We start from the raw sequence: 14313 nt of genomic DNA, 5'->3' as shown, positions 1-14313 counted from the left end.
CATGCTCGGGAAACACGGTCGAAACACGCCTCGCCCCAGACTCGTCGCAGTACCTGTCGAGCGACAGGTATCTCCCCGCCACCCACCGGAGGGACCGACGATGTCCGTTCCCGCTCCACGTGCGCGTCCCGGTGCCGCCGGCTCGCCCGACAGCAGCGACCTCGGCCGCTTCGGCTACGGCCAGCAGCTGCGCCGCGACGTCGGCCCCTTCGCCTCCTTCGCCGCCGGCTTCTCCTTCGTCTCCATCCTCACCACCGTCTTCCAGCTCTTCGGGCTGGGCTTCAGCTTCGGTGGCGCCGGGTTCTTCTGGACCTGGCCGCTGGTCTTCGCCGGTCAGCTCCTCGTGGCCCTGTGCTTCGCCGAGCTCGCCGCGCGCTACCCCATCTCCGGGGCGGTGTTCCAGTGGTCCAGCCGTCTGGCGGGAACCGACATCGGCTGGTTCACCGGCTGGGTCATGGTGATCGGGCAGGTCCTCACCGTCGCCACCGCCGCCATCGCCCTGCAGGCGGTGGTGCCCGCGATCTGGTCCGGCTTCCAGCTCGTCGGCGGAGCGGGTGCCGACTCCTCCCCGCTGTCGGCGACCGGCGCGCAGAACGCCGTCGTCCTGGGCTCGGCCCTGCTGGTGCTGACCACCGTCGTCAACGCCATCGGGGTCCGGCTGATGGCCGTCATCACCTCCGTCGGAGTGGTCGTCGAGATCGTCGGTGTCATCGCCCTGATCGTCGCCCTGTTCAGCCACGCCGAACGCAGCCCTGCGGTCGTCATGACCACCCGGGGCGCGGGGGAGGGGAACTACCTCTTCCTGTGGTTGGCCAGTTCCCTCATGGCCGCCTACGTCATGGTCGGCTTCGACTCCGCCGGTGAGCTGGCCGAGGAGACCCGCGCCCCGCGGGCCACCACCCCGCGCACCATCCTGCGCGCCCTGATCGCCTCCGGGGTCGGTGGTGCGCTGATCCTCGTCGGCGGGGTCGTCGCCGCCCCCAGCCTGCTGGACGGCGAGCTCGCCGCCGGGGGCCTGGCCCACGTCCTCACCGCCCGCCTCGGCGACGTGGGGGGCCGCCTGCTGCTGGCCACCGTCGCGATCGCCGTCGTCGTGTGCACCCTCGCCGTGCAGACGTCGGGGTCGCGGATGGTGTACTCCATGGCCCGGGAGCGGGCCTTCCCGTTCGCCTCGGCGCTGGGCAGGGTCTCCGCACGCACCGGGACCCCGATCGGCGCGGCCGTCCTCGTCGGCCTCGGCGCCGCCCTCACGCTGGCGGTGAACTGGAAGCAGTCCGCGGTCTTCACCGCCCTGACCAGCTTGTGCATCGCCCTGCTCTACCTGGCCTACCTCGGGGTCACGCTGCCGCTGCTGGTGCGCCGGCTGCGCGGGCAGCTGCCCGACGGTGTCGACGAGTTCGGCCGGCCCCTGTTCTCCCTGGGGCGCTGGGGCGTCCCCGTCAACGTCCTGGCGGTGCTCTACCAGGTGGTCATGGTGGTCAACCTCGCCTGGCCGCGGGCCAGCGTCTACGACCTGACCGGAGGCACCTGGTGGCTGCAGTACTCCGCCCTGCTGTTCATCGCCGCGACGCTGCTGGTGGGGGCCCTGTGCCACAGCCGCAACCGGGCGCGCCACGGCGGTCCCATCGTCCTGGGGGCTGCGCAGACCAGCACCCCGAACCCCGCCCCCGTGGAGGAGCCCGCATGAGCACCGCTGCCGAGCGCAACACCTCGACGGTCCTCGCCGCGCGCGCCGACGCCCGCGCTCGGGCCGCCGAGACGGCGCCGTGGACGCCGTACCTGCCCGCCTCCTCCTCGCCGTTCGCCCCCGCCGACGTCGATCCGGCGACCCTGACCTGGGCGGAGACCGTCGCCCCCGGCGGGTACACCTCCAGGGTCCTGGCTCGCGGCACCCGGCTGCGCTTCAGCGACCCCACCGGGGACGCGTGCGCCAACGTGCTGCTGTTCTCCGCGGTGGCGCCGTGGGAGCGGCTCAACGTCGCCGACACCCAGAAGATCCCCTGGCAGGCGTACCTGGGGGAGGGCCACCCGCTGCTCTCGGGGGACGGACGGGTCCTGGCCAGCGTCGTCGCCGACACCTCCTGCCGCCACGACGCGTTCTGCGGCACGTCCTCCGACGCGTGGAACGTGCGCAAGTACGGCGACGCGGCCCCGGAGGGGCCCAGCCCGTCCGGTCGGGGACTGCTCACCCTGGCCGCCTCCAAGCACGGCCTGGAGCCGCGCGACCTGCCGCCCAGCATCAGCTTCTTCCAGGGCGTGCGGGTCGAGGCCGACGGCGCCTTCCGCTGGCTGGGCTCGGCCGGCCCCGCCGAGGTCGACCTGCTCGCCGAGCTGCCGCTGACCGTGCTCGTCGCCAACACCGCGCACCCGCTGGACCCGCGCCCGGACTACACCGTCGGGCCGCTGCGGATCCACGCGTGGCGCTCGGTCCCGACCGGGCCCGCCGACGAACGGTTCAGCCGGAGCCCCGAGCTGCACCGCGCCTACCTGAACACCCTGGACCACGCGGAGGCACGAGGACTGTGACCACCCCTGCGACCACCCTCGTGAACGGCACCGCGAGCGGCACCGCGACCGGTGCCGGCACCCCGCTGGACTGGAGCGGACCGCTGGTGGACGGTGAGGTCGTCCTGGACGAGCGCATCGCCGCCCGCGCCCCCTGGTCCGCCGTCGTGCGCGCCGGGCACGTCCTGACCATCGTCGACGTCGGGGGCAACCAGTCGGCCGACTGCCTGCTCTTCGCCGAGGCGGACCGCTCCGAGCGCTACAGCGCGCCGGACACCCTGGCCTGGCAGGGCAACGCGTACGTGCGCACCGGCACGGTCCTGCGCAGCCAGCACGGCAACCCGCTGGCCACGGTCGTCGCCAACGAGGTGGAGCGCCAGGACACCATCGGCGGTGCCTGCGGCAAGGAGTCCAACACCCTGCGCTACGGCCACCACACCGCCCACCAGCACGGCTGCCGGGAGAACTTCCTGGCCGAGGGCGCGCGCCGGGGGCTGTCCGCCCGCGACCTGGTCTCCAACCTCAACTGGTTCATGAACGTGCCGGTCGAGGCCGACGGCACCCTCGGCATCGTCGACGGCATCTCCGCGCCCGGCAAGCGCGTCGCCCTGCGCGCGGAGGTCGACCTGCTGGTGGTCATCTCCAACTGCCCGCAGGTCAACAACCCCTGCAACGACTTCAACCCCACGCCGCTGCGCACCGTCGTGACCGCGCCCCGGGAAGTGATCGCATGAGCTTCGACACCCTGCTCGTCGCCAACCGCGGCGAGATCGCCCGTCGCGTGCTGCGCTCGGCCAGGCACCTGGGCCTCAAGACCGTGGCCGTCTACTCCGACGCCGACCGCGCCGCCCCGCACGTGCGTGAGGCCGACACCGCCGTCCGCCTGGGGCCGGCGCCGGCGCGGGAGTCCTACCTGCGCAGCGAGGCGATCCTGCAGGCGGCGCTGGACACCGGCGCGGGTGCCGTGCACCCCGGCTACGGGTTCCTCTCCGAGAACGTCGACTTCGCCCGCGCCTGCGAGCAGGCCGGGATCGCCTTCGTGGGCCCCACCCCCGCCCAGATCACCGCCTTCGGCAGCAAGCACACCGCCCGGGAGCTGGCCGGCGGGGCCGGGGTGCCCATGCTCGCGGGCACCGGGCTGCTGGCCTCGGCGCAGGAGGCCGTGGCCGCGGCCGAGAGCATCGGCCTGCCCGTGATGCTCAAGGCCACCGGCGGCGGCGGGGGCATCGGCATGCAGGCCTGCGCCAGCGCGCAGGAGGTCCACGAGGCCTACGAGCGCATCGTGCGCCAGGCCGCCGCCAACTTCGGCTCCACCGGCGTCTTCCTGGAGCGCCTGGTCCGCCCGGCCCGCCACGTCGAGGTGCAGGTCTTCGGCGACGGCCACGGCCGCGTCGCCGTCATCGGCGACCGCGACTGCTCCCTGCAGCGCCGCAACCAGAAGGTCGTCGAGGAGGCCCCGGCCCCGGCGCTGCCCGGCCACGTGCGCGCGCAGATCGCCTCCACCGCCGCCGAGCTCATGGCCTCGGTCGCCTACCGCTCGGCGGGCACGGTGGAGTTCGTCTACGACCCGGTCCGCGAGCAGGCCTCCTTCCTGGAGGTCAACACCCGCCTGCAGGTCGAGCACCCGGTCACCGAACTGGCCTACGGCGTCGACCTCGTCGACCTCATGCTGCGCCTGGCGCGCGACGGCGCGAGCGACCCCGCGCTGCAGGACGTCTTCGAGCGCGAGTGGGCGCCCAGCGGTGTCGCGGTCGAGGCGCGCGTCTACGCCGAGGACCCCGCCAAGGACAACGCCCCCAGCCCCGGGCTCGTGACCAACGCCGAGTTCGCGGCGCTGTCCGGGGTCCGCGTCGACGGCTGGGTCGAGACCGGCTCGGAGGTCACCCCCTTCTACGACCCCATGCTGGCCAAGGTCATCGCCTGCGCCCCCGGCCGCGACGCGGCCCTGGACCTGCTGGGGGAGGCCCTGGGCGGCTCCCGCGTCGACGGCGTCGTCACCAACCTCGGCCTGCTGCGCTCCCTCGTGGACGACCTCCCGCTGCGCTCGGCCACCCACTCCACCTCCACCCTCGACGTCACCGCCGACCCCGACCCGCGCATCGACGTCCTGGCTCCCGGCGCCATGACGACGGTGCAGGACCTGCCCGGCCGCCTGGGGTACTGGCAGGTCGGCGTGCCGCCGTCGGGGCCGATGGACCCGTGGTCGCTGCGCGAGGCCAACCTCGCCGTCGGCAACCCGGCGGGAGCACCGGGGTTGGAGATCACCGCGACCGGCCCCACGCTGCGGTTCTCCACCGACACCGTGGTGTGCGTCACCGGGGCGCCCGCGCCGATCACGCTGGACGGGGCCGCCGTCCCGATGTGGGAGCCCGTGGAGGTGCCCGCGGGCGGGCACCTGGCCATCGGCACCGCGACCGGGCCGGGCCTGCGCCTGGCCCTGGCCGTGCGCGGCGGCATCGACGTGCCGCGCTACCTGGGCAGCGCCTCCACCTTCACCCTCGGCGGGTTCGGCGGCCACGGCGGCCGCGCGCTGCAGGCCGGCGACGTCCTGCGCCCGGGCACCCCCGAGGGCGAGGGCTTCACGACCATCGCCGGCCCCGTGCCGGTGGAGCGCCGCCCCGAGTACACCGGCGACTGGGTCATCGGGGTCACCGAGGGGCCCCACGGCGCGCCGGAGTTCTTCACCCGCGCCGACCTCGAGGAGTTCTACGCCACCGACTACGAGGTGCACCTGAACTCCGCGCGCACCGGGGTCCGCCTCGTCGGCCCGCGCCCGCGCTGGGCGCGCACCGACGGCGGTGAGGCCGGGCTGCACCCCTCCAACATCCACGACACCCCCTACGCCGTGGGCGCCGTCGACTTCACCGGGGACACCCCCATCGTGCTCGGCCCCGACGGCCCGTCGCTGGGCGGCTTCGTCTGCCCCGCCGTCGTCACCTCCGGGGAGCTGTGGAAGCTGGGCCAGCTGCGCCCGGGGGACCGGGTGCGGTTCGTGCCCGTCCGCGAAGCCGAAGCCGCGAACCCCCGGCTGCGGCGCGCCGACCCGGCCGCGGCAGCCGGACGGGGTGACGGTGACGACGGCGTCCTGGCCCGCGTCCCCGCCACCCCCGGCCGCCCGGCCACGACCTACCGGCGCGACGGCGACGACAACGTCCTCGTCGAGTTCGGCGACATGGTCCTCGACCTCGGCCTGCGCATGCGGGTCCACGCGCTCATGCGAGCCCTGGAGGAGCACCGCCCCGCCGGGGTCCTCGACGTCACCCCCGGCATCCGCTCGCTGCAGGTCCACACCGACGCGAGCGTGCTGCGCGCCTCGCAGCTGGTCGGCCTGCTGCGCGAACTCGACGACGCGCTGCCGCCGACGAGCGACCTCGTGGTCCCGTCCCGGCGCGTCCGGCTGCCGCTGTCCTGGGACGACCCCGCGACCCACCTGGCCATCGAGCGGTACATGGCCGGCGTGCGCGACGACGCCCCGTGGACGCCCTCGAACCTGGAGTTCATCCGCCGCGTCAACGGCCTGGGCTCGATCGACGACGTCTTCCGCACCGTGTTCGAGGCCAGCTACCTCGTCCTGGGGCTCGGCGACGTCTACCTCGGCGCCCCCGTGGCGACCCCGCTGGACCCCCGCCACCGCCTGGTGACCACCAAGTACAACCCGGCGAGGACCTGGACGGCCGAGAACTCCGTCGGCATCGGCGGGGCGTACCTGTGCATCTACGGCATGGAAGGGCCCGGCGGGTACCAGTTCGTCGGCCGGACGACGCAGGTCTGGAACCGCTTCCGCCGCGGCGGGCTGTTCCAGGAGGACCCGTGGGCGCTGCGCTTCTTCGACCGCATCGAGTGGTACCCCGTCTCCGCCGAGGAGCTGCTGGAGCTGCGGGCGGAGACCGACGCCGGCCGCGGTCACGTCGAGACCGAGGAGGGCACGTTCTCCCTGGCCGAGCACCAGCGCTTCCTCGACGACAACGCCGACACGATCCGGGCCTTCCGCGACCAGCAGGCGGCGGCCTTCGCGGCGGAGAAGGACCGCTGGCGCGCCTCGGGGGAGTTCGACGTCAAGGCCGAACCCGCCCCGGTCGTCCCCGCCGGAGCGGTGGACGTGCCCGCCGGGGCGGTCGGGGTGCAGGCGCCGTTCGCCGCGACCGTGTGGCAGGTGTCCGCCGGAGCCGGTGCTCACCTCGGCGACGGCGAGCGCGTGGTGGCCCTGGAGGCGATGAAGATGGAGACCGCCGTGACCACGCCCGTCGCCGGCGAGCTGCTCGAGGTGTACGTCAAGCCCGGCGAGGCCGTCAGCGCCGGACAGGTCCTCTTCGCCGTCCGTCCCGCCGAGGAGGCCGCCGCGTGAACCGCACCGAGCTGGAGCAGAGGATCCGGCGGGCCTACGCCCGCATCGCCGCCGCCGAGCGACCCGAGGTGTGGATCTCGCTGCGCCCGCTGGAGGACGTCCTGGCCGAGGCCGTGACGATCGACCACCGGGCGCCGCTGGCGGGCACCCTCGTCGCGGTCAAGGACAACATCGACGTCGCCGGTCTGCCCACCACCGCCGCCGCGCCGTCGTACGCCCACGAGCCCGAGCGGGACGCCACCGCCGTCGCCCGCCTGCGGGCGGGTGGTGCGCTGGTGCTGGGCAAGACGAACATGGACCAGTTCGCCACCGGTCTGGTCGGCACCCGGAGCCCCTACGGCGCCGTGCGCCACGCCTTCGCCCCCGAGCGCGTCTCCGGCGGCTCCAGCTCGGGCTCGGCCGTCGCCGTCGCCCTCGGCTTCGTCGACGTCGCGCTGGGCACCGACACCGCCGGCTCCGGGCGGGTCCCCGCGGCCCTGCACGGCCTGGTGGGCGTGAAGCCGACGCGCGGGCTGATCCCGACCACCGGCGTGGTCCCGGCCTGCCGCAGCCTGGACTGCGTCACGGTGTTCGCCCGCGACCTGGACACCGCTCGCCGGGTCGCCGAGCACCTCGCCGGGCCCGACGGGCGCGACCCGTCGGCCCGCCCGGACGCACCGCTGCCCGCACCGGCCGCCCGCCCGCGCATCGCGGTCCCCGCGCCCGAGCACCTCGAGGGTCTCGCCGACGGGTGGGCCGAGGCGTTCACCCGCTACGTCGAGACGGTCCGCGCCACCGGCGCGCAGGTCGTCGAGGTCGACATCGCCCCGCTGCTGGAGGCGGCCGAACTGCTCTACGGCGGTGCGTTCGTCGCCGAGCGGACGGCCGCGGTCGGCGCGCACATCGCCGAGCACGCGCACCTGGTCGGCACCGACCTCGACCCCACCGTCGCCGGCATCGTGCGGGCCGGGCACGACGTCACCGCCGTCGAGGTCTTCCGCGACCGCGAGCGGCTGGACCACCTGGGCGCCCGTGCGGGTGAGCTGCTGGCCGGCACCACCGCCCTGCTCACCCCCACGACCACGTGGCACCCCACGCTCGCCGACGTCGCGGCGGACCCCGTCGGTGCGAACTCCCGGATGGGGCGCTTCACCAACTTCGCCAACCTGCTCGACATGGCCTCCCTGGCCGTCCCGGCCGGGACCGTGGCCGGCCTGCCGTTCGGGGTGATGCTCACCGGACCCGCCTTCAGCGACCGCACGCTGGCGGCGCTGGCGGCGCGCTGGGCCAACCCGGCGGTGGACCTCTTCGTCGTGGGCGCCCACCTCAGCGGCCAGCCGCTCAACCACCAGCTCGTCGCCGCCGGCGCCACCCTCCTCGGCCCCGCCGCGACCGCCCCGCAGTACCGGCTCTTCACCCTCGACACCGCACCCCCCAAGCCGGGCATGGTGCGCGATCCGCGAGGCGCCCGCATCGAGGGGGAGGTGTGGCGGCTGCCGGCCAGCGGCTTCGGGACCTTCGTCGCCGCCCTGCCGCAGCCGATGAGCATCGGCGCGGTGACCCTGGAGGACGAGCGCGTGGTGCGGGGCTTCCTCGCCGAACCGGTCGCCCTGCGCCAGGCGCAGGAGATCACCGCCTCCGGTTCCTGGCCTGCCGCGCAGGCGGCGGCTCAGGCGGCGGTGCGCACGCGGGCGCACCGGGTGGCCGTGGCAGGATCGCTGCCGTGAGCGGGCAGGCGGGCGCCGGTCGGGTGGGTCGCCCCCGCACGCGCGGGCGCGCCGCGGGAGCCGGGACCGCGCGCGAGGAGATCCTGCGGGCGGCTGCCGCGCTGTTCGGCGAGTTCGGGTACGCCGCGACCTCCACCCGCGCCATCGCCGACCGGGTCGGTGTCCGGCAGGCCTCGCTCTACTACCACTTCGCCGGCAAGGACGAGATCCTGGCCGAGCTGCTGGAGGGCTCGGTCCGTCCCACCCTGGACGTGGTCGACGCGGTGCGCGCGGTGGCGGGCGACCCGGCAGCCGCCCTGTACGCCCTCGTCGTCGCCGACGTCGAGACCCTGCTCGCCGGCCCGCCGGGCATCGCCGCGCTCTACACCGCGCCGGAGGTGCGCCAGCCCCGCTTCGACCTCTTCCGCGAGCACCGGCAGGACCTGCTCGCCGTCTACACCGAGCTCGCCGCGGACCTCGTCCCGGCCGACCACCCGGTGACGCCGCAGGTGGCGGGCGCAGCCTGCATGCACCTGGTGGAGATGGTGGGGGCCTTGCCGTCGCGACCGGACCTGGGTGGACAGATCGCCCTGTGCTGCCTGGGAGTGGTCGGGATCACCGGGGAGGGTGCTGATCGAGCGGCGCGGACGGCGGCCCGGGTCGCGCAACCGGCGACCTGACGGCGCCACCGGGGCGCGAGCCCGACCACCGGCGCAGCCGGCTCGGACGGCGCGCCGCTGCTGCTGACCGCAGCTCGGGAACCGTCACCGATCGACGGGTGCCACCCGTCGCGAGAACGAAGGGTCTGACGATGTCCGTTCCGCCTCAGGGCGAGCACCCCCGGGACACCGAGACGTCCACCGACCTCCACGAACGCGACGTGGCCGCCCCGCACGGGGACGGCGCTCCGCGGTGGCGGCTCGGCCGATCGCGCCCCAGCCGGCCTCCGCGCGGTGCGCAGCCCCCGACGAGCGGGCGAGCGAGCCCCTCGCCACCCGGCCGGCAGACGTGGCGGACGCTCATCGCACGTGCACTGCTCAACCGGACCTTCATCCGCTGACCCGGACGCACCGGAGCTCGACCCGGCGGCCGGCGGACGGCTCAGGTGCCGGCCCGCCGCGCGTCCGCTCCGGCTGCGGGTGCACCGCGGTGCACCCGCACCAGCTGCTCCCCGAGCTCTGCGAGGCGCTCGCGCAGCTCGGGCGGGTCGAGGACCTGCACCCCGGGCACCGCGCACAGCTGGTCGGCGGCGACGTCGACGCCCTCCAGCCCCAGCCGCACCTCCACCCGCCCACCGGGCAGCTCGGCGGCGTCGTGCACGGCCGAGGCGGTGAGCCGGCCCGGGACGTGCCGCAGCAGGTCGGGCAGGCTCCGGGCGGGCAGGACCAGACGGACCCGGAGGCGGCGCAGGTCGGCGTCGAAGGCGTCGGCGGCGGCCTGCCAGTAGCGCTGCAGGTCGAAGCCGTCCGGGCGCACGACGGCCTCGGCGCGCACGGTGGCCCTCTCCACCCGCGAGGTGCGGTACGTGCGCGGCGCCCCGCGGTGGGCCGCGACCAGGTACCACCGCCCCGCCTTGAGCACCAGGCCCAGCGGGTCGAGCCGGCGGGCCACGGTGCCCCCGCCGCGCCGGTAGCGGACGTCGACGCGGTGCCCGCTCCAGACGGCCCGCGCGAGGTCGCCCAGCGCCTGCTCCGGCACCGCGGGGCTGAACCAGCCGGTCGTGTCGAGCAGCACGCGCTGGTTCACCACGTCCAGCTGCGCCTGCACGCGGGCGGGCAGGCCGGAGCGCAGCTTGGAGCGGGCGACGGCGAGCACGGCCCCCAGGCCCAGGTCGGCGGCCGCTGCGCCGCCGAGCCCGAGGGCGGTCACCTCGTCGGGCGAGAGGCCTTCGACGGGGGAGCGCCACCGCTCGACGATGCCGATCCCCCCGCCGGCGCCCTGCAGCGCGTACAACGGCGCCCCGGCCAGCTGCAGCGCCTGGACGTCGCGGTAGATCGTGCGGACCGAGACGCCGAGCTCGGCCGCCAGCGCGGGCGCCGTGGTGCGGTGGTCGCGCTGGACGCACAGCAGCAGGGCGACGAGCCGGGAGGAACGCACCTCCCGAGCGTAGTGACGGACCTGACAGCAGCTGTCAGGTCCGTGCCCCAGGGTGGGTCCTGTGACCTCCGCTGAAGGACCCCTGTCCGGTGCGGTCGCGCTCGTCGCCGGCGCCACCCGCGGCGCCGGGCGCGGGATCGCCGTCGCCCTCGGCGCCGCCGGCGCCACCGTCTACGCCAGCGGCCGCAGCAGCCGCGCCGGCCGGTCGGACTACGGCCGGCCCGAGACGATCGAGCAGACCGCCGACCTGGTCCGGGCCGCCGGCGGCAGGGGCGTCGCGTGCGTGACCGACCACCTCGATCCCGCCCAGGTCAGGGCGCTCGTGCGACGCATCGACGACGAGCAGGGGCGGCTGGACGTCCTCGTCAACGACATCGGCGGCGAGCACTACGTCGACTTCGGCAGGACGTTGTGGGAGTACGACCTCGAGCGCGGCCTGGCCCTGCTGCGCGCCGGCCTGGAGACGCACCTGATCACCAGCGCCGTCGCGCTGGGCCTGCTCACCCGCCGGCCCGGTGGGCTCGTCGTGGAGGTCACCGACGGCACGACGGCGTTCAACACCCCGCGCTTCCGCGAGACGGTGTTCATGGACGTCACCAAGCACGCGGTCAACCGCCTGGCCTGGGCGCAGGGGCACGAGCTGGAGCGCGTGGGCGGCACGGCCGTCGCGGTCACCCCCGGCTGGCTGCGCTCGGAGATGATGCTCGACGTCTTCGGCGTGAGCGAGGACACCTGGCTCGAGGCGACCAAGCGGCCGAGGACCGACGGTCCCGATCCGGCGGACTTCGCCGTCTCTGAGTCGCCGGCGATGATCGGGCGCGCGGTGGCCGCGCTGGCCGCCGACCCCGCCAGGGCGCGGTGGAACAAGGCGTCGGTCACCTCCCACCGGCTGGCCGAGCACTACGGCACCACCGACGCCGACGGTTCGCGTCCGGACGCCTGGCGGTACGTGCAGGAGGTCCGCGAGAGGGGTCTGCCCGCCGACGTCACCGGGTACCGCTGAGCGGGGCCCTGCACCTGGTCGGGTCCGCCGCGCGGTGCGGTGACGGGAGGGTGGGGCGGGTCGACCCGTCCTGGCCGGTCGAGCGCGCCGCAGCGGCCGGGTCGTCGGCACCGCCGGCGCCCGCCGCGGTGACGGAGCGGGAATTCCCGATGCGGATCACCGTGCGGCGCTAGCGTGGTCACCTCCGTCGCCCGATCGGCTGACGGAGGCGTCGGCGCAGCGGCCGGCGCGACGACCGGTCCCGGGTTCCGACGCCCCCGGCGGTCACCAGGAACCCGTGGGCTCTGCGCCGGGCGCGCACCGTGCCCGGCGGTGCCGTGGACCCACCAGCGAACCACCCGAGGAGAACCTGTGAAGCGCACCACCACCGCCACGGCCGCCCTGGCGGCCGCCCTCGTCCTCGCCGGCGCGCCTCCCGCGTCGGCCACCGGGCCGGGCGTCCACGACGCCGCCGGACGCGGCGACGACCTCGCGCCCGTCGCGCTCGGCGTGCTGCCGGGGTCGCAGGGTTCCTTCGCGACGGACCTCGACGACCGCGACCGGGTCGTCGGATGGGCGTACGTGGACATCTCCACCGCGCGCAGCCACGCGTGGCGGTGGAGCGACGGGCGGCTGACGGACCTGGGGACCCTGGCCGGGCCCGAGGGGTACAGCTTCGCCTCCGCCACGAACGACCGCGGCCAGGTCGTGGGCACCAGTTCCGCGCCCGACGGCGCCGGGCAGGTGGGTTTCCTGTGGGAGGACGGCGTCATGACCGCGCTCAGCACGCCCCAGGACGCCTTCTCACCCGCCGACATCGACGACCGCGGCCGCGTCGTGGGCACCGGCGGCGGCTCCGGCAGCCTGCGCGCCCAGGTGTGGCGGAACGGGGTCCTGACCACGCTGCCGGCGCCGGCCGAGTGCGCCCAGACCACCGCCGGCGTGCTGAACGACCGAGGCACGATCGTCGGCGCCTGCTACACCAGCGGCGGCGAGGGGTACGCGCTGCTGTGGCAGGGCGCCGGGCGCAGCGTGCGCGCCCTGGACGCGTCGATGCAGGTGCACGACGTCGACGACCGCGGCTGGCTGGCCGGGCAGGACCTGACCACGGGCCGGGCCACGGTGTGGGCGCCGCAGCGCGGCGGCGGGTGGCGCGCGGTCGACCTGGGCGCCGGCGAGTCCTCCACCGCGCTGGACTTCGGCCGCGCCGGCGAGGTCGCCGTCAGGGGCGCCACCGGTTCCGGGACGGGGGTGCGCGCCCTGCTGTGGCGGCGCGGGGAACTGACCGTGCTGCCCGGCGGTGACGGCTACGAACCCGCGGCGGCCAACGCGCGCGGGCATGTCGTGGGGTCCTCCTTCCAGGTCACGCCCCTGCTGTGGCGCTGAGGCGCTCACCGTGCTGACGCCGGCCCCGCTGTCGGTCACCCGCGCTCGCAGGCACGTGCGCGTGACCGCGCTGAGCGGGCCGCCGCGACGCTCACGCGGGGGGCCGACCCGCCCCCCGGTCACCTCCTGCGGTGCCACCGCCCTCGCGCTCTCGGGCCGCAGCGGCGCGCAGGGCGGCACCGGCGTCGTCGTACAACTGCTGCACGCCCCCGCCCGGGCGGTGGTCCGCGCTGCCGGTGGAGACGGTGACCCACCACCCGGCGATGTCGTCCTCGGCGACCGCGCGGCGCACCCGCTGGGCCAGGCGCTCGGCGGACTGCGCGTCCGTGTCCGGCAGCAGCACGGCGAACTCGTCGTCGCCCACCCGCGCCAGCAGGTCCGTGCGGCGCAACGTCACCTGCACGCGCGCGGCGACCTCGGCCAGCACCGCCTCACCGGTCCGCTGCCCCGCGATGTGGCGGATGCGCTCGAAGCGGTCCACGTCGACCAGGGTCACCGCCAGGGGAGCGGGGTGGCGCTCGAGGCGGGCGAGCTCGTCGGCCGCGCGCTCCTCGAACCGGCGGCGGTCCGCGGCGCCGGTGAGGGGGTCGGTGCGCGACTGCTCGTGCAGCCGGCGCGTGAGCAGGCGCACCTGCTCCCGGGACGCCTCGGCCTCCTGCGCGGCGCTGCGCACGGCCAGTTCCGCGGCGACCACCGCGGCCAGGTCCTCCAGCAGCTCCAGGTCGTCCTCGGACCACCGCCGGACCACGACGTCGGCCGCGCAGAAGGCGCCCAGGGTGTGCTCGCCCTGGCGCAGCGGGAAGCCCGCGTAGGCGCGCGCGCCCATCTCCAGCACCGCGGCGTGCTCGCGGTAGGCCGGGTCCCCGCGCGCGTCGAAGAGGACCACCGGCCCGTCCAGGCGCACGACGTGCGCGCACAGCGAGTGCGACAGCGGCGCCCAGCCGCGCGAGGCCCACGGCTCGGGCAGGCCCACCGCGGCCTGGACGACCTCCCGGTCGGCGTCGACGCACGAGACCATCGCCAGCGGCACCCGCAGCACGCGCGCGGCCAGGCGCACCAGGCGCTGCAGCTCGTCCGCGTGCTCCCCGGCGCGCACGGCCGCGCGGACCGCCCGGAGGCGCTCGGCCTCCGCCAGCGGCCCGGTCGGCGGCTGTGCGGACCGGGGCACCGGTTCATGCTCACCCCGCGCGGGCACCCCGGCAAGCCGCGCCGGGCCCGCGGTGCGGGTGCAGCCGCCGCGCCGCCACCGCAGCCGCCCCGCACCCGCCGCTGCGGCAGCGGGGCGGGTGCGGGGCGGGTGCGGGGCGGGGAGG

At 75.9% G+C, this 14313-nt stretch carries 10 protein-coding genes; 8 read left to right on the top strand and 2 right to left on the bottom strand.

Annotation, left to right across the window (positions count from 1 at the left end):
* Positions 1–100: 100 nt before the first annotated feature.
* Genes ACRYR7_RS01125 through ACRYR7_RS01100 form a run of 6 tightly spaced genes read left to right on the top strand, consistent with a single transcriptional unit; the run spans position 101 to position 9215 of the window.
* A complete protein-coding gene (locus tag ACRYR7_RS01125) occupies positions 101–1687 on the top strand; it encodes an APC family permease (protein WP_432570225.1) in 1587 nt (528 codons plus the stop codon).
* Positions 1684–2526, top strand: a complete 843-nt coding sequence (locus tag ACRYR7_RS01120; protein WP_432570224.1) for an urea amidolyase associated protein UAAP1 — start codon at positions 1684–1686, stop codon at positions 2524–2526. The genes ACRYR7_RS01125 and ACRYR7_RS01120 overlap by 4 nt, the downstream gene beginning before the upstream one ends.
* Positions 2523–3239: an urea amidolyase associated protein UAAP2 gene (locus ACRYR7_RS01115; protein WP_432570223.1), complete on the top strand. Its 717-nt coding sequence runs from the start codon at positions 2523–2525 to the stop codon at positions 3237–3239. Before ACRYR7_RS01120 ends, ACRYR7_RS01115 begins: the two co-directional genes overlap by 4 nt.
* Positions 3236–6850 (top strand): urea carboxylase, encoded by a 3615-nt coding sequence (gene uca, locus ACRYR7_RS01110; protein ID WP_432570222.1) that lies wholly within the window; start codon positions 3236–3238, stop codon positions 6848–6850. The genes ACRYR7_RS01115 and uca overlap by 4 nt, the downstream gene beginning before the upstream one ends.
* A complete protein-coding gene (atzF, locus tag ACRYR7_RS01105) occupies positions 6847–8556 on the top strand; it encodes an allophanate hydrolase (protein ID WP_432570221.1) in 1710 nt (569 codons plus the stop codon). The genes uca and atzF overlap by 4 nt, the downstream gene beginning before the upstream one ends.
* Positions 8553–9215: a TetR/AcrR family transcriptional regulator gene (locus tag ACRYR7_RS01100; protein ID WP_432570220.1), complete on the top strand. Its 663-nt coding sequence runs from the start codon at positions 8553–8555 to the stop codon at positions 9213–9215. The genes atzF and ACRYR7_RS01100 overlap by 4 nt, the downstream gene beginning before the upstream one ends.
* A 421-nt stretch (positions 9216–9636) precedes the next feature.
* On the opposite strand, the gene ACRYR7_RS01095 is transcribed toward ACRYR7_RS01100, so the two are convergent.
* On the bottom strand, positions 9637–10632 hold the full coding sequence (locus tag ACRYR7_RS01095; RefSeq protein WP_432570219.1) for a helix-turn-helix transcriptional regulator: 996 nt from the start codon (positions 10630–10632) through the stop codon (positions 9637–9639).
* A gap of 61 nt (positions 10633–10693) precedes the next feature.
* Between ACRYR7_RS01095 and ACRYR7_RS01090 the strand changes: the two genes are divergently transcribed.
* Positions 10694–11635, top strand: a complete 942-nt coding sequence (locus tag ACRYR7_RS01090; protein ID WP_432570218.1) for an SDR family oxidoreductase — start codon at positions 10694–10696, stop codon at positions 11633–11635.
* 351 nt (positions 11636–11986) lie between these two features.
* Positions 11987–13000 (top strand): hypothetical protein, encoded by a 1014-nt coding sequence (locus tag ACRYR7_RS01085; RefSeq protein WP_432570217.1) that lies wholly within the window; start codon positions 11987–11989, stop codon positions 12998–13000.
* A gap of 91 nt (positions 13001–13091) precedes the next feature.
* Here ACRYR7_RS01085 and ACRYR7_RS01080 read toward each other — a convergent pair whose 3' ends face one another.
* The gene (locus tag ACRYR7_RS01080) at positions 13092–14168 is read right to left on the bottom strand and encodes a sensor domain-containing diguanylate cyclase (RefSeq protein ID WP_432570216.1); all 1077 of its coding nucleotides are present in this window, start codon (positions 14166–14168) and stop codon (positions 13092–13094) included.
* Between the last annotated feature and the right edge of the window lie 145 nt (positions 14169–14313).

Source organism: Kineococcus gurbantunggutensis (assembly GCF_050871925.1).
In the GTDB taxonomy this organism is placed as follows: Bacteria; Actinomycetota; Actinomycetes; order Actinomycetales; family Kineococcaceae; genus Kineococcus.
This window is presented reverse-complemented; position numbering and strand designations above follow the sequence as displayed.